Genomic DNA, 20,702 nt, shown 5'->3' with positions numbered 1-20,702 from the left:
AGGGGTTACCTTGTCAGTTCCCAGAAAATTTGGCATTAGAATTTTACTGCTTATTTTATCAATTTTTATTCTGAGCAGTACAGCAGCAGCTCAAAATACAATTTATTTTAATAGCAAAGATATTACTTCGGAAATAGAAACGGTAAGCCGGGAAGGGGAACTGCTGATTAAGGCAAGGGACCTGGCAGAATTACTGGATGCTGATTTAACCTGGAGACCAGCTCTTAAATCACTGGAAATGAAGTCCCAGAATGTTACAATTAAAATCATGGCCAATAGTCGATATATTCAGATAGGTAATGATGCTTTAAAAACTAGAGCTGGTCTGCAGCTGGTAGATAATCAGGCATATATTCCGCTGGCAAAATCGATAGAGGCATTTGGATATCTGCTTGAATATCAGCGCGATAATGAGGAGCTGTATATTTTTCAGCCAGAAACAACAATTAACAATGTATCCTGGCAGGAAGATGGTAATCAACTTCAGATTAAAATGGATGAGATTACACCTTATAGAATTTTACATAGTGAAGATGGTAGAGAAATTACTATAGAGATTGATAAGGCAGTAATTGATCAGGAGTTTAGTGATAATATTTCAAATAATAACTATTATTTGCGTGTTGTTAATGTTCCGGATAGAGCTTTATTAAGGTTAATTATTAAAAGTAGAACTCCGATTCCCTTTCAGATTGATGGGGGAGTTTATGAGTATGAAGATTCACTGGTCCTCAGTTTCCTGCCTCAGCTTAAAGATATAAGGATTGATAAAAATAACATTTTGAAAGTTGAAGCTACCGGTGAAATTCCTGATGCAAAAACTAAATATATCTCTGAAAGCAAAAAAATGATTATTGATATACCGTCTGTAGTTATTGGTAATTTTGATCTGGATATAGAAAATCATCCTCTGATTAAGGACATTAAGGTTACCCAGCATGATCTGGACCCGGTAATTTTAAGGATAGAAGCCACAATGGTAAATGGGGATATATTTAAGCCGTTAAAAAGAGAAAAAAATAGTCTGCTGGCATTTAAGCCAGGACAGCGTTCGGAGATTACAAATCTTGATTATGCAGCGGGAAGTTTTAGTTTTGATTCTTCTTCTGCCTTAAATCCTGAACTATTTTTGCTGGAAACCCCTCCAAGACTGGTTATGAATCTCTATCATGTTAATCGTGGAGCCGGGATTCTTGATAAAATAGAGGTTAATAATTCTCTGATTAAAAATTTAAGGACAGCAAGATTTGATGAACAGACTGTTAGAATAGTTGCCGACCTAAAAGAGCTTACTGGCTATGATTGGGTAGAAGAAGAGAAAAATGGTATCTATCATTACACAGTTAATTTAAAAAATAAGTTTGCAGAAATCAGGACAGAGGATAATGATAAATATCAATATCTTGACATTTTAATGGACAGCAGAGCTGAATATGAGGTTAAGAAGTTTAATTATCCGCACCGAATAGTAGTTGATTTTAAAAATACTTTAAATAACCTGGATGAATTTAAGACCATTGAAAAGACTTCTTTAATAAAAGATATTAGAAGTAGTAATTATCAACTGGAGGGAGAAGAAGTCACCCGATTGGTTTTTGAATTAAATGATTATTACAGCCATCGAGTTGAGACATATCAGGATAAACATGGGATTAAAATTGCTCTAGCTAAGGATTATTTAAATAAGCAAATGAAAGAAGATAGAGAAATTGAAAGTCATCTGATAGTAGTTGATGCAGGGCATGGAGGTTTTGACCCGGGTGCTATAGGAATGACAGGTCTGGAAGAAAAAGTTTCTAATTTAGCAATTGCCAGAGAAATTGCCAGTCAATTAGCTGATAAAGATCAGACAGTGCTTTTAACTAGAAATTCTGATCGTTTCCATTCACTGCAGCAGCGAGTCAAGTTTGCTAATGCCAGAAATGCAGATTTATTTGTCAGTATTCATGCTAATTCCTTTAATAATCCTCAAACAGGTGGAGTAGAGACTTATTATAATCAGCATGAAAATAATCAGAATAGATTTCTTGCTGAAAAAATACATGATAAACTGGGGAGAGGTCTTGGAATTTATGATCGAGGAATCAAGGAAAGTAATTTTTATGTTATAAAATATACAAAAATGCCTTCTGCTCTGATAGAAGTTGCATTTGTAAGTAATCCTGGAGAAGAAAAAATGCTTCAATCATCCAAATTCCAGAAAAAAGCCGCATCTCTGATTACGGAAGGGATTCTTGATTACCTGGAAGAGAATGGGGGAAAATAATATGGCTGTTAAAAAGATTAAATTAAGTCCTGAGCAAAAAAGAAAAATGCTGCTTGTTTTGAGAGTTTTACTGTTGACAGCAGCAGTACTTTATTTACTTTTCCTCTTCTATAATAATTATTTTTTGGATGATAAAATCAAAGTTTATTTTTCTACCGAAAATGCAAATTATTTGAAATCAGAAAAGAGGACTATTAATCAGGAAAGCGACTTATATTTTCAGATATTTGATGAACTCAAATCTGGACCGGAAAGTAGTGGACTTACTGCAACAATTCCAGCAGGCAGTCAACTGCTGGATTACCAAATTGAAGATAAAATGATAATTTTAAATTTCAATCAGGCTTTTAGAGATAATCACTGGGGTGGTAGCACAGGAGAATTACTGACAATTTACTCTATCGTGAATTCTTATACCTCGCTGGAAGAAATTCAAACTGTCCGGATATTGATTGAAGGAAAAGAGGTAGAAAGTTTGGTTGGTCATCTTGACTTAACACAACCCTTGATGTACAATCAAAAACTAACTGAGGGAAGTTAACTAAATTAATAGGAGTTGGTTTTGTTGGAAGATTCAAAGAGAGCAATTGGGTTACTGGATTCAGGTGTTGGAGGCCTGACGGTTGCTCGCGAAATTTTTAAGCTGCTGCCAGAAGAAGATATTATTTATTATGGAGATACTCTACATCTTCCTTACGGCCCCAAAGATTTAGATTTAGTCAGGGAGTATGTAGAAAAGATAATAAATTATTTAATCTATAAAAAAAAGGTTAAAGCAGTTGTTATAGCCTGTAATACAGCTACATCTGCCGCTCTTGACTATGTTCAAAATAAATTTGAGATACCTATTTTTGGAATGATTAAAAGTGCGGCTGCTAAAGCAGTAAAAATAAGTAATAGACAAAAAATTGCAGTTATTGGTACAGAGGGAACAGTTAATAGTCTAGCTTATCAGAATGCAATTTTGAAATTTAATAGTAGAGCTGATCTTTATGCGGAAGCCTGTCCCAAATTTGTTGAGCTGGTTGAGGAAGGAAAGTTTGATGGAGCTGAGGTTGAGCGAACTGCTCAAAATTATCTTTTGCCTTTAAAAGAAGCGAAAGTTGATTCTTTAATTTTAGGCTGCACACATTTTCCGTATTTGAGTCCTTTGTTAGCCGAGATAATGGGGGATGATGTTACGCTAATTAACCCCGCTCATGAGATGGCAGTTGAAGTTAAAGACACTTTGACAAAAATTGAACTTTTAAAAAAAGATATAACAGGAAATGCTGAGCATAAATTTATTGTAAGTGATAAGAGCCGGATATCCAGACGTTTTCTGGAACATGGACGCAGGTTTTTAGGTTTAGAAGTTTTAAATTTTAAAGAAGAAAATATATTTAGTTAAGAATTAAACTGGGAGGAAATTTTATAATGCGTAATGATGGAAGAAAAGTAGATCAATTAAGAGAAGTAGAAATAACAAGGAATTATACAAAATATGCTGAGGGCTCTGTTTTAGTTGAGACTGGTGACACTATGGTTTTATGTAATGTGTCTATAGAAGATAGTGTTCCTTACTTTTTAAGAGGCCAGAATAAAGGCTGGTTAACTGCTGAATATTCTTTATTACCCCGGGCAACTCAGGATCGAAATATTAGAGAAGCAGCTAAAAGAAAATTGAGTGGCAGAACTCAGGAGATTCAGAGACTGATTGGTAGAAGTTTACGGGCGATTATTGATTTAGACAAAATGGGTGAGCGTACAATCTGGGTTGACTGTGATGTGCTGCAGGCTGATGGCGGTACCAGAACTGCTTCAATCACCGGTGCTTATGTGGCTCTTGTAGATGCAATTAATTATTTGCTTAATGAGGGTAAATTGGACGAAAATCCTCTGCAGGGGTTTATGGCAGCAACCAGTGTTGGGATTGTTAATGGAACTCCAATGCTCGATTTATGTTATGAAGAAGACTTTAAAGCTCAGGTTGATATGAATATTGCTATGACTGAAGCGGGAGAAATCATTGAAATTCAGGGTACAGCAGAAGAACATCCCTTTAGTAGAGAAGAGTTGGATCAGTTATATGACCTGGCAGAAAAAGGTATCTTAGAGTTAATAGAAGAACAAAAACTCTCACTGGTTGGTGAGTAAAATGAGAAAAATAATTATTGGTAGTGGTAATCAGCATAAGATAGAGGAGATCAAGGCTTTTTTCGCTGAACTGGATTTTGATTTTGAAGGCCTTGATCCAGAACTGGAACTGCCTGATGTTATAGAAGATGGTAAGAGTTATAAAGAAAATGCTCTGAAAAAAGCAAGGCAGCGTGCTAAAGAATTAAATGAGATTGTACTTGCAGATGATTCTGGTCTTTCAGTAGACTATCTGGATGGAGCACCTGGAATTTATTCGGCTCGTTTTGGGGGAGAAGATTTAAATGACCGAGATAAGTATTTGAAAATATTAGAGATATTAAAAGGACAGCCTGAGTCCAATCGCAAGGCAGCTTTTGTTTCAGTTATTGCTCTGGTAGATCCTTTTAAAAATATAGAAATTACTGCTGAAGGAAGATGTGAGGGACTGATTGCTGAAGAGCCTGCTGGGGAAAATGGCTTTGGCTATGATCCTATCTTTTATTTACCTGAATATAAGAAGACAATGGCCCAGATTAGCCAGGAAGAAAAGAATAAAATTAGCCATCGAGGTAGGGCTTTAATTAAAATGAAAAGGAAAATAAAAGAGAGCTATAATTAATAAAAAGCAGCATTTAGCATTTAATTTAATCTGAACATCAATAAATGCCGTTTTCCTCTTTGACCGAAAGCGGCATTTACTATATACTATTAATTGTCGTCGCGAAAAAAGTTATTAATTTTTGCGGCACAAAACACGTCGGAGCGTGGCGCAGTTTGGTAGCGCACCTGCTTTGGGAGCAGGGGGTCGAAGGTTCAAATCCTTTCGCTCCGACCATTTTAGATTATAGCAAGTTTTTAAGCGGGAGTAGCTCAGTTGGCTAGAGCATCAGCCTTCCAAGCTGAGGGTCGCGAGTTCGAGTCTCGTTTCCCGCTCCATTTTATGCGCCCGTAGCTCAGCCCGGATAGAGCAACGGACTTCTAATCCGTAGGCCACAGGTTCGAATCCTGTCGGGCGCGCCATTTTCAAATTAAACAACCTAATATGGTGGATGTAGCTCAGTTGGCTAGAGCGCGGGATTGTGGCTCCCGAGGCCGTGGGTTCAAGCCCCATCATCCACCCCATTTAATACATCTATCTAAGATGTATTTTTTTTATGCAAAATTTTATAATTCAATTATTAATAGATTTTTAAATACTGTTTTAAAAATAATAAATTTATTTCTTATCAATAATCTTGACTAATAACTTTTAGAAAGGATATAATTAATATTAGGTTATGATTTAATTAATTGAAATTCTATGCTATAATATACTCACTCTGTCCTGACTTTGAGTCAAAAAAACAAGTGGAGGTTAATAAGAGTGGCAAAACAAACAAAAAAATCGCTGAAAAGGCGTAATACAATTTTAAATGAGGCCGAAAAACTATTTATTGAAGAGGGATTTGAAAAAACTACTGTTAAAGATATAGCTGCTCGAGCAGGTGTAGCTAAGGGGACTTTTTATTACTATTTTGATACAAAGGAAGATATTATTTCTTCTCTTTTAGAAAAAAGATATAGAAAGACAGAAAAAAAGGCAAGACATGTTTTAGAAAACAAAAAAATGTCTTCTTTAGAAAAACTGGAAAAGGTTATTTTGCGCCTTATTTTTAGCAGACGTGGTAATTTTAAAGTTTATGAATTCTTTAAAATTGATGAAAATGCTAAATTTATGAAAGAGAGGAATAAGGAGTTCTGGAATAAGTTTATGCCTATTTTTACAGCCATTGTAAAAGAAGGGGTTGAAAGAGGGGAATTTGAAACTGAATACCCGGAAGAGATAACCGAAATTTTGTTTATGGGTATCGATAATTTTTTGCATCGACATTATGCTAAATTTACAACCGAAGAAATGTATGTTGATAAATTTGCAGCAGTAGAAGAGTTATTAAACCGAACCTTAAATGTAAAAGGTAGAAAAGTTGATCTATCTTTAATGAAACCTGAAAAATCTTAGTTGGATTATAAATATAATTCACTTTTCTCACTTTTTAACTAAAACTGGTGGTGTAAATATGAAAAAGAATTTTAATAATGATGATTTACTTGCTTTTCTGGGTCGTCTTGCTACTAAATGGGGTACTGGCCATGAAAGTGTGAGTAAAATTCTTGATAAGAGTAGAGATTTTATTGAAAAGAAAAATTATAAGCTGCCTTTTATAGATAAGGTAACAGAACTGCTGGAAATGTTAAGTGAGTATTCAAAAGGCAACTTTAAGCTCAATGAAGCAGCCGTAGGTTGGATTGTAGCTACACTGGCCTATTTAATTTTACCAACAGATTTAATTCCTGATTTTTTGCCGGGAGTTGGTCTGACTGATGATGCAGCAGCATTTATCCTTGCTTTTAGGCAGCTCTCACAGGAGTTAGAACATTTTCGTAGGTGGAAAGAACTTGAGTCTAATACCGTTGAGATAGATAAAGAATAAATTATTTTGGTGATTCACTGGAAATTTTCTTTGATTTATTATATAATTGAAAAGATGAAAATTTTGCTGTCGGGATTCTAATTCAATTTATAAATTAAATTAGAAGAATTAAATGATAATTTTTAAAAAATCCTTGACAAGAGCAAAAAGCTATGCTAACATTATATGTGCTTTTTGTGAAAAAGAAAAAAGAAGTTTTCACTCACAGCATTATTTACTATGCGAAAGTGGCGGAATTGGCAGACGCGCTAGATTTAGGATCTAGTGGGCAATCCCCGTGTGGGTTCGAGTCCCACCTTTCGCACCATTTAATAATTCTGTCATTGACCCCCGATATTGGCCCGGTGCCAGATCGGGGATTATTAACATATAGAGAGTTTTTTAAAGTTTTATTTAAATATCAGTTAGGAGGAATATTAATGGAAGTAAAAAAGGAAGTATTGGAAGGTAATAAAGTTAAGCTGGAAGTTGAAATAGAAAGTGATCGGGTAGATGAAGCATTAGAGCAGGCTTATCGTCAGGTGGTTAAGGATGTAGAAATTCCTGGATTTAGAAAAGGGAAAGCTCCTCGCAAGATAATTGAACAGAGATTTGGCGAAGAGGTTCTACACAAAGATGCACTCGATATTCTGATCCCAAAGGGATACAGCGAAGCTGTAGAAGAAGCTGATATTGAGCCCATTGATCAGCCAGATATAGAAGATTTTTATATTTCAAAAGGAGAGCCTGCTACTTTTACTGCAATTGTAGAGGTTAAGCCTGAAGTTGAACTGGGTGACTACAAAGGTTTAGGTATTGAAAAAGAAGATACTGCAGTCAAAGACGAGGAGATTGTTCAGCGTCTGGAAAAAATGCAGGATGAGCACAGTCAGCTGGTTACTGCCGAGCGCGAAGAACTGCAGGAAGGCGATTTTGCAATTATTGACTTTACCGGTTATGTAGATGGAGAGGAATTCCCGGGTGGTTCTGCCGAAGAATACAGCTTAGAAATAGGGTCCGGAAGCTTTATTCCCGGTTTTGAAGAGCAGTTAATTGGAATGAAGGTTGGAGAAGAAAAATCTGTAGAAGTAACATTCCCGGAAGATTATCATGCAGATGACCTTGCAGGTGCAGATGCTTCTTTTGATGTACTTCTTAAAGAAATTAAAGTTAAAGAAAGACCAGAACTAGATGATGATTTTGCTAAAGAAGCAAGTGATTTTGAAACAATGGAAGAACTAAGAGTTAGTATTGAAGAAGAATTAGCTGAACAGAAAGAAAATTCAGCTGAAAATAACTTTAGAGAAGAACTGATAAAAAAGGCAAGTGAAAATGCTGAAGTTAATATGACTGATACTCTTGTAGATGAGCAGCTTGACCAGATGTTCCAGCGTTTATCTCAGTCTATTTCCCAGCAGGGTATGGATGTAGAAGATTACCTGGGCTATATGGGTATGGACGAAGAAGGCTGGAGAGAACAGAACAAAGAAACTGCATCAGAGCGGGCAAAAGAACTGCTGGTACTGGAAGCTATTGCTGAAGTAGAAGATATTGAAGTTACAGATGAAGAAATTGAAGAAGAGGTAAATGAGATTGCAGAAATGCATGATCAGGATCCAGAACAGATTAAAGCTATTTTGCAGATGCAGGGACAGCTTTCACAGCTTACAGAAGATATTAGAAGACAAAAAACCATTGATTTCTTAATTGAAAATAATTAAATTTTGATTAGATTGTTAAATAATAACTGTTTTTCATCATTAAATCAGATATAATTATATATAGGTATCAGGTGTAAAATTTAGAGAATACCCTGTGCCAAAAAATAAAGGGAGGTTTTAAACGATGAGCCTTATTCCAATGGTAGTTGAACAGACAAATCGTGGGGAAAGATCATATGATATTTATTCCCGACTTTTAAAAGATAGAATTGTATTTCTGGGTTCTCCAGTAACAGATGATGTTGCGAATACTGTTATTGCTCAACTGCTCTTTTTAGAAGCAGATAATCCGGATAAAGATATTTATCTATATATTAACAGTCCGGGTGGCTCAGTAACTGCTGCTCTGGCAATGTATGATACAATGCAGTATATTAAGCCTGATGTAGTTACAATTGGTATGGGACAGGCTGCTAGTGCCGGTGCACTGCTGCTTGCTGCTGGTGCAGAAGGGAAGCGTTATGCTCTTCCATATGCAAGAGTGATGATTCATCAGCCAGCCGGTGGAGCTCAGGGTAAGGCGACTGAAGCTGAAATCCATATTAAAGAGTTAATGAGGATTAGAGAATTATTAAATGATATTCTCAGCAAACACACAGGTCAGGATTCAGAGAAAATTGCTCAGGATGTAGAAAAAGATTATTTTATGACTGCAGAAGAAGCTGTAGATTATGGAATAATTGATGAAGTAATTACCCGAAATGAATTAAAAGAAAAGTAATTTAGCCCAAGAGGTGATATAATGTTCAAATTTGGCGATCACGATCACGAAGATGGGGAGCTAAAATGTTCCTTCTGTGGTAAGAGCCAGGACCAGGTCAAGAAGCTTGTTGCCGGTCCAGGAGTCTATATTTGTGATGAATGTATAGAACTCTGTAATGAAATTGTAGAAGAAGAATTGGATGAGGAACTGGAACTTGAATTTGAAAGTGTTCCCAAACCAAAACAAATAAAAGAATATTTAGATCAATATGTAATTGGTCAGGAAAGAGCAAAAAAATCACTGTCAGTTGCTGTTTATAATCATTATAAACGAGTTAACTCCAATATGATGGTTGATGATGTTGAGTTGCAGAAGAGTAATATTATGATGGTAGGTCCTACCGGTTGTGGTAAGACTCTGATGGCTCAAACTCTGGCCAAGATTATAGATGTACCAATTGCAATAACAGATGCTACATCATTAACAGAAGCTGGTTATGTAGGAGAAGATGTGGAAAATATTCTGCTTAAACTGATTCAGGCTGCTGATTATGATGTAGAAAAAGCAGAAAAAGGTATAATTTATGTGGATGAAATTGATAAAATTGCCCGTAAATCAGAAAATACATCAATTACCAGAGATGTATCTGGGGAAGGTGTACAGCAGGCACTGCTTAAGATTATAGAGGGTACTGTTGCCAGTGTTCCACCCCAGGGTGGAAGAAAGCATCCTCATCAGGAATTTATTCAGATAGATACAACCAATATTCTCTTTATTGCTGGTGGAGCCTTTGATGGTCTGGAAAAGTTAATTGATTCCCGGATTAGCGAAAAGGTAATGGGTTTTGGAGCTGATATCAAGACTAAAGAAGAGGATAAGAATATCGGGGATACTTTAAAGCATATCCAGCCTCAGGATTTACTGCACTATGGTTTAATTCCAGAATTTATTGGTAGAATGCCAGTTCAGGTTACTTTAGATCAGCTTGAGGAAGAAGATATGGTTCGAATTATGAAAGAACCGCGTAATGCTTTAGTAAAACAGTATGAGAAGTTCTTTGCTATGGATGATATAGAATTAGAGTTTACTGATGAAGCTTTAAAAGCTATTGCAGCAAAAGCATTAGAACGTGATACAGGTGCTCGTGGTCTGAGATCAGTTGTAGAAAATGCTGTTTTAGATATCATGTATGATTTACCTTCAAGGCCTGAAATTAGAAAGTGTATTATTACTAAGGAAGTTATAGAAGAAAATGCTGATCCTATTCTAGAAATTGAAGAACAGAGACTAGAAGAGGAAGAAAGCGCTTAACAGCTAAGGATTAAATAAGGTAAAATGTTTAAAAATTTTAAGCTGTAAGAGATTATTTAGAGATAATATTACTCCTGATGAGTGAGTGGTATTATCTCTTTCGTTTTTTTGATTAATTTTGGAGGGGAAAACTTAAGAATCCAGAATTATTAAAGTAGAATAATTAATTTAAGAATTTGTTTATCTAAATATAATTGATAGAGGTGAAAATTAATGTCTGAAGATAATGAAGTTAAAGAAATGATGGAACTCCCTCTACTTGCGTCCCGGGGTGTGATTGTTTTTCCACATATGGTGATTCCTCTTCTGGTTGGCAGAGATAAATCTATAGCTGCTCTGGAGGAAGCGATGATGGAGGAAAAGAAAATTATTATAGCTGCACAAAAGGATGAAACAATAGAGGAGCCTGAAATAGATGATATTTATCAGTTTGGAACTATTGCCGAGGTAAAACAGCTGGTTAAACTTCCGAATGGTATGATTAAAGTTGTAGTCGAAGGTTTGGAAAGAGCTGAGGTCATTGAATATATTGATACAGAAGAATATTTTCTGGTTGAAGCAGAAAGCTGTCCTGAAGAAAAAGTTGAAGTAACTACAGATGTTAAGGCTTTAATGCGGACTGTAGTTAAGGAGTTTGAAGAATATATTAAATATAATCGTAATTTGCCTGCGGAAACAATTATGTCAGCCAGCAATATTGAAGAACCAGGTCGACTGGCCGATGTTATATCATCACAGGTGGAATTGAAATATCAGCAGTTACAGGAATTACTGGAAGCAACTGATATAATTCAGCGTCTGGAAAAAATGCTGAGTTTGCTGCAGGATGAAATTGAAGTTTTAAAAATTGAACAGGATATAAATAAACGAGTAAAAAAGAAAGTTGAAAAAAACCAAAAAGAATATTATTTAAGAGAAAAAATGAAGGTTATTCAGGATGAACTAGATCAGGACAAAAGTTCAACTGATGAGATTGATGAGTACTATCAAAAATTGGAAGAGGCAGATTTGCCAGAGAATGTAGCTGAAAAGGTTGAAGAGGAGATTGAAAAACTTGATCGAACTCCCAATATGTCACCCGAAGCTACAGTAATTCGCAACTATCTTGATTGTGTTTTAGATCTTCCCTGGAATAAAGAAAAAGATGAGGAAATTGACATACAAAGTTCTGAGCAGATTTTAGAAGCAGATCACTATGGATTAAAAGATGTTAAGGAGAGAATTTTAGAATATCTGGCTGTTCGCAAAATGGCACCAGCTAAGAAAAGTCCTATTCTTTGTCTTGTAGGTGCCCCGGGTGTTGGTAAAACTTCTCTTGGTCGTTCAATTGCCAGAGCACTGGACAGAGACTTTGTCCGTCTTTCTCTGGGGGGAGTACGAGATGAGGCAGAAATTAGAGGGCACCGCAGAACTTACATTGGTTCCAGACCCGGCAGGATTATAAATGCTATGCGGGATGCCGGCAGCAAAAACCCGGTCTTTTTACTGGATGAAGTTGATAAAATGAGCTCCGATTTTAGAGGAGATCCTGCGTCTGCTTTACTTGAAGTTTTAGACCCAGAGCAGAATAAAGAGTTTGGTGATCATTATCTTGAAGTTCCATTTGATCTTTCCCAGGTTCTTTTTGTTACAACAGCTAATGTAGCTCATACAATACCAGCGCCTCTTCTTGATCGGATGGAATTAATTGAAATCCCAGGTTATACTGAAGATGAGAAATTAAAAATTGCAGAAGGTCATCTTTTACCGAAGATATATGAAGATCATGGTTTAAAAGAAGATCAGATTAACATTTCTTCTAATGCTATTCTAAAGGTTATCAGGGAATATACCCGAGAAGCAGGTGTAAGAAATCTAGAAAGAAAGCTTGCTGCTATAGCACGTAAAGTGGCTAAAGAATTTGTGGAAGGCAGAGATCATAAAGCTCTAGTTGCAGTCAATAGTGTGGAAAAATATCTGGGACTGGCAGATTATGAACATCAGGAAAGTGATCTTGAAGACAGAATTGGTGTGGCTACAGGTCTTGCTTATAATCAGGCAGGAGGAGATATTCTGGATATAGAAGTGGCAGTAGTTCCTGGTAAAGGAGAGTTAACTCTTACCGGTTCTTTAGGAGATGTAATGAAAGAATCTGCGCAGGCAGCTTTGAGTTATGTACGCTCTAAACAGAATGACTTAAACTTAAGTGATGGGTTTTATAAAAAATATGATATTCATATTCATGTACCTCAGGGTGCTGTTCCTAAAGATGGACCTTCAGCAGGGATTACAATTGCAATTGCTTTAGCCTCTGCTTTAACAGGTCGCAAAGTACGTGGAGATTATGCAATGACTGGAGAAATTTCCTTAAGAGGTAGAGTGCTGCCGATTGGTGGTTTAAAAACTAAAATTCTTGCCGGAAGAAGAGCGGGGATAAATAACTTTATTTTACCAAAGAAAAATGAAAATAAATTTAAAGAAATTGAAAAAGAAATTACCAGAGGCTTAAATGTAACATTTGTCTCTCACATGGATGAGGTAATGGATATTTTATTGCTAGAGGATGAAAATCATGCAGATTAGTAATGCCGAATTTTATAAAAGTGTATATAAATATGAAGACTGCCCCAGGCTGCAGCAGCCTGAGGTAGCCTTTAGTGGTCGCTCAAATGTTGGAAAATCATCATTGATAAATAGAATTACTAGACAGAAAAAACTGGCGAGAACAAGTAATACTCCTGGAAGAACCCAATCTCTTAATTATTTTAATATTGATGATAAGTTTTATCTGGTAGATTTGCCTGGTTATGGTTTCGCCAATGTACCGCAAAAAGTAAAAGATGACTGGGCAGAACTAATAGATACTTACTTAAATTACAGAGAAAATTTAATTGGAGTTGTTCAGATTATTGACTCTCGTCATAAACCAACCAAAGATGATAAAATGATGGTCGAATGGCTGCAGGCCAGTGGTTTAAGTTATCTAATTGTTGCTACAAAGGTAGATAAGATATCTAATAATAAAAAAGCAAAACAGAAAAAATTAATTTATAAAGAATTAAGTTTAACCAGAGAAGATAATTTTACATTTTTTTCTGCTCAGAGTGGGGAAGGAAGTAAGGATGTCTATGAATATCTTGATTTTTTAATGCAGCTGGCAAAAGATAGGGGTTAAAAATGGATTATAGTTATACCACATATTTTGCTGAAATTTATGATGATGTAATGAAAAATGTTCCTTATAAATACTGGTTCAGGTATTTAAAGGACCTTTTAAAATATTATAAACTAAAGCCAAATTCAGTTCTAGAACTAGCTTCTGGAACTTCTAATATGACTTTGAAAATAATAAATTTGCAGTCAGTTAAGAGAGTCACTGCACTTGACTTATCTGCAGCAATGCTTGCCAGAGCTGCAGAAAAATTAGAAACTGAATTATTTAATTCCCGTAAATTTATTAATTATTCTATTGAGGAAAATAACTCAACCTATCATTTGCAGCAAAACAGTAAGAACTTAACAGTTAATTTTAAGGAACAGAATATGACTGATTTTTATTTTGAAAACAAATTTAATTTAATAGTTTCTTTTTTTGATAGTTTAAATTATTTAACTGATCTGAATCAACTTCAGAGTTGTTTTGAGAGTGCAGCAGCTTCCTTAACTGAGAATGGATTATTTATTTTTGATATGAACTCAATTGGCAGAATTAAAACTATTGAGGAAAAATCATTTGTAATCGAAGGGGATAGTTATCAGTGTTTTTGGGAGGATATTGTTAAAGCAAAAGAAAATTTATGGCAGGTTAAGCTCAAAATATGTCCTGATAATGATCAACTTCCTTGTTTTGAGGAGACACATAGTGAACGGGGATATAAGATTGATACTATTGTCAGATTACTTAAAAAAAGTGGTTTTAAAGCGGTCGATGTTTACAATGCTTTTAGTTTGGCCAGCGGTAAAAATAATTCTGATCGCCTTTATTTTGCAGCTTCGCTAAATGAAAAGAGGCTAGAGCAAAATCAGGGCCAATTAAAAAAATTATATTATGGAACCAAAAATAGAATAGATTACTTTTTTGTTAGCTTAAGATATTTATTTTAATTTTTTAATATAATTTTGCAGTTTAAAAGTTGATTAAAAAAAGCAGGAGCTTTTCTTAGCTCCTGCTTTTTGCTATCCTAATTTTTAAATTAATAGTCTATTAATTTATTTTATTTTTTTAACTACTTTTCTCAGATCCTGATCCTTATCTTTTGGTCTGCTCCAGATTTTACTTTTCAGCCAGGGTAGAACATAATAATCCAGGCCGAAGGAACGTCCCGAACCGATTAAAGCAATTGAGGCAAAGAGGAACCAGAAAAGAGGACTAAAGTGTCCAGGCCAGTCACTGGACCAGTGAGCATACTGACCGGCAAGTAAAAAGTTAACTGAAAAACCGGCAGAACCCAGGGCACCCAGGCTTGCAAATAAACCAAAGATTAAGGAAAGTCCGATTCCTATCATACTTAAAGTAACTACAGTTTGGAAGAAAAGTGGAAACTTAAAAATAATAGCTTCATTTAACCAGACATACCATCCAACTGCATAGTCACCAATTGGAGATGCTGAAGCTCCAGAAACTAAATAATCCGGTGCTGTTAACCAGCCATCTCTAACTTTAGTATAACCCTCATAAAGCCACATAATTCCAACAAAGACACGTAAAGGGACCAGCCAGAGCGACCTCGAAGTTTCACTAACAAAGCCAAATAATTGTGGTAGTAATCCTTTATGAGAAGCCTGTTCTTTCATATATTCAGTAATCATACTGTATGTTTCTTTTAAACCACCAATTTCAAAACGGTAGAACATATTAACAGAGTGTTTCATAAACATAGCTGGAATTCCTGTCAAAGATAGGCCCATTACTTCAGCTACAGCATAACTGCTTCCAACTGAAACCATAACTCCGTGTAAATTTGGCTCAAGTTCTTCTTTAGACCCTCCCTTAATTTCAGCGATAATATTTTTAGCTGCACATTCACCTGTTTGCTGAGCAGACTCAACTAAGGCAGGAAGGATCTGATCATTTTTCCAGGGAGCTGCTGCGTTGTCACCAATAGCATAAACATTGGAATAATCTGCTGTCTGCAGATATTTATTTACCTTTATTCTATTTGCACGATCAGTAGCAAGACCAGAATTTGCAGCGAAATCAGCTGCCTGCACCCCACAGGTCCAGATGATGGTTCGAGCTTCGACTTCCATTCCATCATTTAAAACCAGTTTGTTTTCTTCAATTCTATCAACAAACTCACCGGTCTTAACATTTACTCCTTTTTTTCTCATATAATTACTTGCTTTTTTAACCAGTTCATCACTGAGATTAGGAAGTATTTGATCAAGGCCTTCAAAGTTATAAATCTCCATTTCATCGCGTGGGATATTATATTCTTTGCTGTAATCATCAAGCCATTCAATTAATTCACCAACCATTTCAACTCCGGTAAAACCTCCACCAGCAACTGCAAAGGAAAGCAGTTCCTTTCTTTCGGCTGGATCATCTGTCATTCTTGCTTCCTGCAGACAATTTTCAATGTGTTTTCTGATAGACTTAGAATCATCCATTGACCAGAGTGTAAAGGCGTGTTCGGCTACACCTTCAACTCCACAGTAGCTCGGCTTGCTGCCGGCACCCATAATCAAATAATCATAGCTGTATTGATGATCATCAGAACTTAAAATTTGATTTTCGAAATCAATATTGTTGATCTCGTCTTTAACTACATTTACCCTTGTTGAAGAAAAGATCCTTTCTAAATCAATTTCAAGTGCATCTTCTTCAATCCTTTTGCCTGCCACCTCATGTAATTCTGTTAACAGGGTATGATAAGAATTCCTGTCAATGAGAGTAATTGTAGAGTCAGGATGTTTTTTTAATTTCTTATGGAGAGTCTGAGCAGCAGTAACTCCACCATATCCTGCTCCAAGTACTATAATATTATTACTCAATTTTTTTTACCTCCCTTAGATATTTTTATTTTTTTTTACTTTTATTAAAGCTTTCCTTCATGACTATTTTATATTAGAATTAAATTTATAATTTCACATGCTTTATAAAAGTAAGTCATGAGTTATTTTTTTCACACTATAATTATAGCACAATAAAAATAAATTGCAAATTTCTTAGTGATTTACTCAGAATAGTAATTTAGCCAGAATAATCATTTGCAAAGTTAAGCATTTATGATAAAATGTAAGTGATTTACCCGGGATTATTAAATTTTATATAATTTTTTGTAAAATTAATTTAATTGAAAAATGGATTTAATAAAAATAGGAAGTGATAATTTGTTAAAAAATAAAAAGATAATTTTAATTACAATAATTGCAGTCATATTATTAACCTTAACTGGCTGTAGTAATAAGGAAGAAAAAATACCTCAGGCAGATGACAGTGCCTTTTTAATGGATACTTTAGTCCAGATGCGAGCTCATGGAGAAAATGCTGAAAAAGCAGTTGAAGCAAGCATGGAGAGAATAAGAGAACTTGAAAATTTAATGAGTAAAACCATCGAAACAAGTGATATTTATAAATTAAACAACAGCCCAGAAATGAAAATTGATATTAATCAGGAATCTATGAAAGTTTTAAAAAAGGCTGTTAATTATGCTGAGCAAACTGATGGAAATTTTGATCCTACTATTGGAGCCTTAGTTGAGCTCTGGGGGATTGGAACTAAAAATCCAGAAGTTCCTTCAGAATCAGAAATTAAGCGGGCTTTGTCAAATACAGGTTATCAATATCTAAAATTATATGATAGTTCGGCAGAAATTACCAGACCAGGTGTAAAAGTTGATCTGGGAGGTATAGCTAAAGGATTTGCAGCTGAAGAAGTAAAAAAAGTTGTTGAAAACTATGGTATTGAACATGCTTTTGTGAATTTAGGTGGAAACGTGCTGGTTATTGGTGATAAAGTTGATGGGACTCCCTGGAAAATTGGGATTCAGGATCCCAGAAAAGATCGAGGAAATGTGATGGCCATTGTTGATGCTGTCGATAAGACCATTGTTACTTCTGGAAATTATGAAAGATATTTTGAGAAGGATGGGAAAATTTATCATCATATTATAGATCCTAAAACTGGCTATCCTGCTGAGAATAATCTTTTAAGTGTTAGTATAATCAGTGAAAATTCTTTTGATGCAGATGCCCTTTCTACAGCTGTTTACGTAATGGGCCTCAAAAAAGGAATGAAATTTATTGAAAATATGGAAGATGTTAATGTTATGATTATCACAGAGGATCTTGATGTTTACATTTCATCAGGTCTAAAAGATATTGTTGAAATAAAGGATTCAGATTTTAATTTAATTGAAGGTGAAAACTTTGCTGATTGAAGATAAATTATACCGGAAAATTTGTTCTGAAATAAATGAAAATATTTTAAAAATAACAAAATCAAAACGTGCTATTATTAATCAGTCAGTTGAGGATTTGATCAATGGAGGGGGTAAAAAATTACGACCTTTCTTAATGTTTTTAGCTGCTTCATTTGGTAACTATGATAAAGAAAAGATGCTGCAGTTAGGTAGTGGGATTGAACTGCTGCATATGGCTTCACTGGTTCATGATGATATTATTGATAATGCTGAGCTCAGACGGGGCAGGGAAACTGCTCAGAGAAGATTTGGTAAAAAAGAAGCGGTTTTTATTGGAGACTTTTTGCTTTCCCGTACTTTTGATATTTTCTTTAATTATCTGGACAAAAAAGTTTTAAGAAAAATGAATAAAAATGTACGCTTATTATGTGAGGGAGAAATTGAGCAATCCGAAAAGCGATTTGACTTTCAGATTGGGATTAGGGATTACTATCGACGAATAAGACATAAAACTGCTCTGCTTTTTGCTTTAAGCAGTTATCTGGGAGCTCATGAAAGTGGAATTAGAGGAAAAAAGCTTAACCTTTTATATAAGTTGGGCTTAGAAATAGGAATGGCTTTTCAGATACAGGATGATCTCTTAGATTTTGAAGGTGATGAGGAAGCTACTGGTAAAATGCTGGCCCAGGACTTAAAAGAGGGAGTTATTACTCTACCTGTTATCTTATTGTTAAATAAAGATCACTATCGGAGTAAGTATGCTGATTATAACAAAACCGTACTTGATGATAAGATTGTTAATGAGATTATTGTTGACGTCAAAAATTCGGGTGTGCTTACAGAGAGTCGTCAGATTTTAATGGTTTTTATTGATCGTGTAAATAAATATCTGACCCAATTGCCTGATAATAAGGCAAAAAATAAATTAAAAAAGCTCATTGAAGTTCAGGTTAAGAGAAAATTTTAAACTTCTTTTTGGTAAAAATTTAACTTGATATTTCAAATAATTAATTATAAAATAGAAATAGCTTTCGGGGTTATAGCTCAGCTGGATAGAGCAACAGATTCCTAATCTGTAGGCCGGCGGTTCAAATCCGCCTAACCTCACCATTTATAATTTATTATATAGAATGATTATGATAGGACCAACCATTAATTTGGCTGGTCTTTTTCTTTAGCAAAATTATGTTTTGACACTCAGGTTATTAAAGTAGTATTATAATGTTAGTTCGGGAAAGATTTTTGCTGATGTATTTTTGTATATGGGAGGTGTTAGTTATAATTTCCAGATTTATTGAATTTGTAAAAAAACCAAAAAGATCAATAAGAAGTAGAATAATAAGTATTTTTATGATTATTATTGTCATTTTAAATATAGTTTTTTTTCTTTCCTTTATAAGACGGGATAGGGAAATAGAGATTTATCAAAATAACGTTGATGTTAATTTTAAACTGAATCAACTTTCACTTAAAATCACCGAAAACTCGCGTCATTTTGATCTATTTTTTCAGGAGAGAAATGAAGAAAATCGAGAGTTATATCAAAATTCGCGGAATGAAATAACAGCTCTGATGAAAGAAATAAAAGATGAAATTAGTCGTGATCCAAAAAGCAGGACTTTTTATAGAAACTTAAATAATATGCTTGATTATCATGATCAATTGGCTGCAGATTTATTTAACAGTCGTGTTTTAAATCAGAGTACCTATCAAAAGCTTACTGATATTGATACACTATATTCTTATATGAGCAGTCATACTCAGAATTTAATAAATTCTTATCTTGCTTATCATAGTAGTAATTATGTCAATTTGCTGGTAGATACTCAGAACAGGACAAAAACTATTTATGCAGTCGTTATTTTAATTAGTATAGCTGTATTTATTTTTGCTGTTTTAATGTCAAATAGTATTCTCAATACAATTGAAAAATTATCCTCAGCTGCTCGTTATCTTTCGCTAGGGCACTGGGAGATTGAAGATATTAAAGAAATTAATTATCGGGAACTTAATATTTTAGGACAAACTTTCAATTTGATGAAAAACAATATTAGAAATTATATTAAAGAATTAAAGGAAAAATCAGAACTTGAGAATAAATTAAATCAGGAAAAAATGGATAATATAGAAAAAGAGAGGCTGTTAAAAGAATCCCAACTTTTAAATCTGCAGATGCAGATGGATCCCCATTTTTTATTTAACACTTTAAATACAGTCTCCAGAACTGCAATGTTTGAAAATGCGGCAGAAACACAGAATTTAATAATTGCAATTTCTAAAATAATGCGTTATAACCTTGATCACAAAGGTAAGTTAGTTGAATTAGAAAAAGAAATCGAGGTTTTAAAAGCTTATCTTACTATTCAGGAAACAAGATTTAAGGAACAGATGGATTTTGAGATATATACAGATGGGGATTTAGAACAGATTAAAATACCTCCGATGATAATTCAGCCTATTGTCGAAAATTCAATTATTCATGGACTTGCTGATACAGCTTCGGAAGGTAGAGTTTTAATAGAAATTAAAAGATTTGCAAAAAAGGTAGAAATTAAGATTAGAGATAACGGAATTGGTATAGAGAGTGAAGAACTAAGCAAAATATTAAATGAAGAGCCTCAGAACAGTAAAAAAGAGGAAAGAGAGAGTCTGGGCATTTTAAATGTAATTAAAAGATTAAAACTTCATTATGGGAAAAATTTATTAAAAATAAATTCTAAAATTAACCAGGGGACTGAAGTAGTTATTGAGATACCGATTAAAAATTCATAAATAACTTACTTTAATTA

General features: G+C 34.6%; 17 protein-coding genes and 6 tRNA genes. 22 read left to right on the top strand and 1 reads right to left on the bottom strand.

From position 1 onward, the window contains the following. Positions 1–10: 10 nt before the first annotated feature. The 18 genes from BW929_RS05485 to BW929_RS05400 all read left to right on the top strand — a co-directional run bounded on the left by BW929_RS05485 (position 11) and on the right by BW929_RS05400 (position 14,652). Positions 11–2,266: an N-acetylmuramoyl-L-alanine amidase family protein gene (locus BW929_RS05485; protein WP_076544369.1), complete on the top strand. Its 2,256-nt coding sequence runs from the start codon at positions 11–13 to the stop codon at positions 2,264–2,266. 1 nt (position 2,267) lies between these two features. Beyond that, entirely contained in the window at positions 2,268–2,807 is a 540-nt protein-coding gene (locus BW929_RS05480) for a GerMN domain-containing protein (RefSeq protein WP_076544368.1), read from the top strand. A 24-nt stretch (positions 2,808–2,831) separates the two neighbouring features. Continuing rightward, the gene (gene murI, locus BW929_RS05475) at positions 2,832–3,656 is read left to right on the top strand and encodes a glutamate racemase (RefSeq protein WP_076544367.1); all 825 of its coding nucleotides are present in this window, start codon (positions 2,832–2,834) and stop codon (positions 3,654–3,656) included. Between the two features lie 26 nt (positions 3,657–3,682). Continuing rightward, complete coding sequence (rph, locus tag BW929_RS05470; protein WP_076544366.1) at positions 3,683–4,402, top strand: ribonuclease PH; 720 nt, start codon at positions 3,683–3,685, stop codon at positions 4,400–4,402. Position 4,403: 1 nt separating this feature from the next. Then, positions 4,404–5,003, top strand: a complete 600-nt coding sequence (locus tag BW929_RS05465; RefSeq protein ID WP_076544365.1) for an XTP/dITP diphosphatase — start codon at positions 4,404–4,406, stop codon at positions 5,001–5,003. Between the two features lie 139 nt (positions 5,004–5,142). Then, positions 5,143–5,219: transfer RNA gene (locus BW929_RS05460), tRNA-Pro, on the top strand. Between the two features lie 24 nt (positions 5,220–5,243). Continuing rightward, positions 5,244–5,320: transfer RNA gene (locus BW929_RS05455), tRNA-Gly, on the top strand. 6 nt (positions 5,321–5,326) lie between these two features. After that, a tRNA-Arg gene (locus BW929_RS05450) sits at positions 5,327–5,404 on the top strand. A 25-nt stretch (positions 5,405–5,429) separates the two neighbouring features. Continuing rightward, positions 5,430–5,506 (top strand) — tRNA-His (locus BW929_RS05445). 241 nt (positions 5,507–5,747) lie between these two features. Then, positions 5,748–6,383, top strand: a complete 636-nt coding sequence (locus BW929_RS05440; protein ID WP_076544364.1) for a TetR/AcrR family transcriptional regulator — start codon at positions 5,748–5,750, stop codon at positions 6,381–6,383. A 58-nt stretch (positions 6,384–6,441) separates the two neighbouring features. Then, positions 6,442–6,855 carry a YkvA family protein gene (locus BW929_RS05435; RefSeq protein ID WP_076544363.1) on the top strand — a complete coding sequence of 138 codons (414 nt, stop codon included), beginning with the start codon at positions 6,442–6,444 and terminating at the stop codon, positions 6,853–6,855. 221 nt (positions 6,856–7,076) lie between these two features. Continuing rightward, positions 7,077–7,162 (top strand) — tRNA-Leu (locus tag BW929_RS05430). Positions 7,163–7,274: 112 nt separating this feature from the next. Beyond that, positions 7,275–8,555: a trigger factor gene (gene tig / locus BW929_RS05425; RefSeq protein WP_076544362.1), complete on the top strand. Its 1,281-nt coding sequence runs from the start codon at positions 7,275–7,277 to the stop codon at positions 8,553–8,555. Positions 8,556–8,679: 124 nt separating this feature from the next. Further along, positions 8,680–9,276, top strand: coding sequence for an ATP-dependent Clp endopeptidase proteolytic subunit ClpP (gene clpP, locus BW929_RS05420; RefSeq protein ID WP_076544361.1), 597 nt, complete (start codon positions 8,680–8,682; stop codon positions 9,274–9,276). A gap of 21 nt (positions 9,277–9,297) precedes the next feature. Beyond that, entirely contained in the window at positions 9,298–10,569 is a 1,272-nt protein-coding gene (gene clpX, locus BW929_RS05415) for an ATP-dependent Clp protease ATP-binding subunit ClpX (RefSeq protein WP_076544360.1), read from the top strand. Positions 10,570–10,782: 213 nt separating this feature from the next. Continuing rightward, positions 10,783–13,131 (top strand): endopeptidase La, encoded by a 2,349-nt coding sequence (lon, locus tag BW929_RS05410; RefSeq protein WP_076544359.1) that lies wholly within the window; start codon positions 10,783–10,785, stop codon positions 13,129–13,131. Beyond that, the gene (yihA, locus tag BW929_RS05405) at positions 13,121–13,723 is read left to right on the top strand and encodes a ribosome biogenesis GTP-binding protein YihA/YsxC (protein WP_076544358.1); all 603 of its coding nucleotides are present in this window, start codon (positions 13,121–13,123) and stop codon (positions 13,721–13,723) included. The genes lon and yihA overlap by 11 nt, the downstream gene beginning before the upstream one ends. Before the next feature lie 2 nt (positions 13,724–13,725). Beyond that, positions 13,726–14,652 (top strand): class I SAM-dependent DNA methyltransferase, encoded by a 927-nt coding sequence (locus tag BW929_RS05400; RefSeq protein ID WP_076544357.1) that lies wholly within the window; start codon positions 13,726–13,728, stop codon positions 14,650–14,652. Positions 14,653–14,757: 105 nt separating this feature from the next. Here the strand turns inward: BW929_RS05400 and BW929_RS05395 are convergent, their stop codons facing one another. Then, on the bottom strand, positions 14,758–16,542 hold the full coding sequence (locus BW929_RS05395) for an FAD-dependent oxidoreductase (RefSeq protein ID WP_076544356.1): 1,785 nt from the start codon (positions 16,540–16,542) through the stop codon (positions 14,758–14,760). A gap of 339 nt (positions 16,543–16,881) precedes the next feature. Here BW929_RS05395 and BW929_RS05390 point away from each other — a divergent pair, with 339 nt between their 5' ends. From BW929_RS05390 to BW929_RS05375, 4 genes are all read left to right on the top strand, one after another. Continuing rightward, the gene (locus BW929_RS05390; RefSeq protein WP_233493736.1) at positions 16,882–17,931 is read left to right on the top strand and encodes an FAD:protein FMN transferase; all 1,050 of its coding nucleotides are present in this window, start codon (positions 16,882–16,884) and stop codon (positions 17,929–17,931) included. Beyond that, positions 17,921–18,880, top strand: coding sequence for a polyprenyl synthetase family protein (locus tag BW929_RS05385; RefSeq protein ID WP_076544354.1), 960 nt, complete (start codon positions 17,921–17,923; stop codon positions 18,878–18,880). Before BW929_RS05390 ends, BW929_RS05385 begins: the two co-directional genes overlap by 11 nt. Before the next feature lie 66 nt (positions 18,881–18,946). Then, positions 18,947–19,023, top strand: a tRNA-Arg gene (locus BW929_RS05380). 240 nt (positions 19,024–19,263) lie between these two features. Beyond that, positions 19,264–20,685, top strand: a complete 1,422-nt coding sequence (locus BW929_RS05375) for a sensor histidine kinase (RefSeq protein ID WP_158537739.1) — start codon at positions 19,264–19,266, stop codon at positions 20,683–20,685. Positions 20,686–20,702: the final 17 nt, after the last annotated feature.

Source organism: Halanaerobium kushneri (assembly GCF_900156285.1).
Taxonomy (GTDB): Bacteria; Bacillota; Halanaerobiia; order Halanaerobiales; family Halanaerobiaceae; genus Halanaerobium; species Halanaerobium kushneri.
This window is presented reverse-complemented; position numbering and strand designations above follow the sequence as displayed.

Excerpts from the sequence above, each read along its gene's own strand:
- clpX (WP_076544360.1), top strand. The coding sequence starts at position 9,298 with ATGTTCAAATTTGGCGATCACGATCACGAAGATGGGGAGCTAAAATGT.
- lon (WP_076544359.1), top strand. The coding sequence starts at position 10,783 with ATGTCTGAAGATAATGAAGTTAAAGAAATGATGGAACTCCCTCTACTT.
- yihA (WP_076544358.1), top strand. The coding sequence starts at position 13,121 with ATGCAGATTAGTAATGCCGAATTTTATAAAAGTGTATATAAATATGAA.
- tig (WP_076544362.1), top strand. The coding sequence starts at position 7,275 with ATGGAAGTAAAAAAGGAAGTATTGGAAGGTAATAAAGTTAAGCTGGAA.
- rph (WP_076544366.1), top strand. The coding sequence starts at position 3,683 with ATGCGTAATGATGGAAGAAAAGTAGATCAATTAAGAGAAGTAGAAATA.
- BW929_RS05400 (WP_076544357.1), top strand. The coding sequence starts at position 13,726 with ATGGATTATAGTTATACCACATATTTTGCTGAAATTTATGATGATGTA.
- clpP (WP_076544361.1), top strand. The coding sequence starts at position 8,680 with ATGAGCCTTATTCCAATGGTAGTTGAACAGACAAATCGTGGGGAAAGA.
- BW929_RS05465 (WP_076544365.1), top strand. The coding sequence starts at position 4,404 with ATGAGAAAAATAATTATTGGTAGTGGTAATCAGCATAAGATAGAGGAG.
- BW929_RS05435 (WP_076544363.1), top strand. The coding sequence starts at position 6,442 with ATGAAAAAGAATTTTAATAATGATGATTTACTTGCTTTTCTGGGTCGT.
- BW929_RS05480 (WP_076544368.1), top strand. The coding sequence starts at position 2,268 with ATGGCTGTTAAAAAGATTAAATTAAGTCCTGAGCAAAAAAGAAAAATG.
- BW929_RS05375 (WP_158537739.1), top strand. The coding sequence starts at position 19,264 with ATGATTATTATTGTCATTTTAAATATAGTTTTTTTTCTTTCCTTTATA.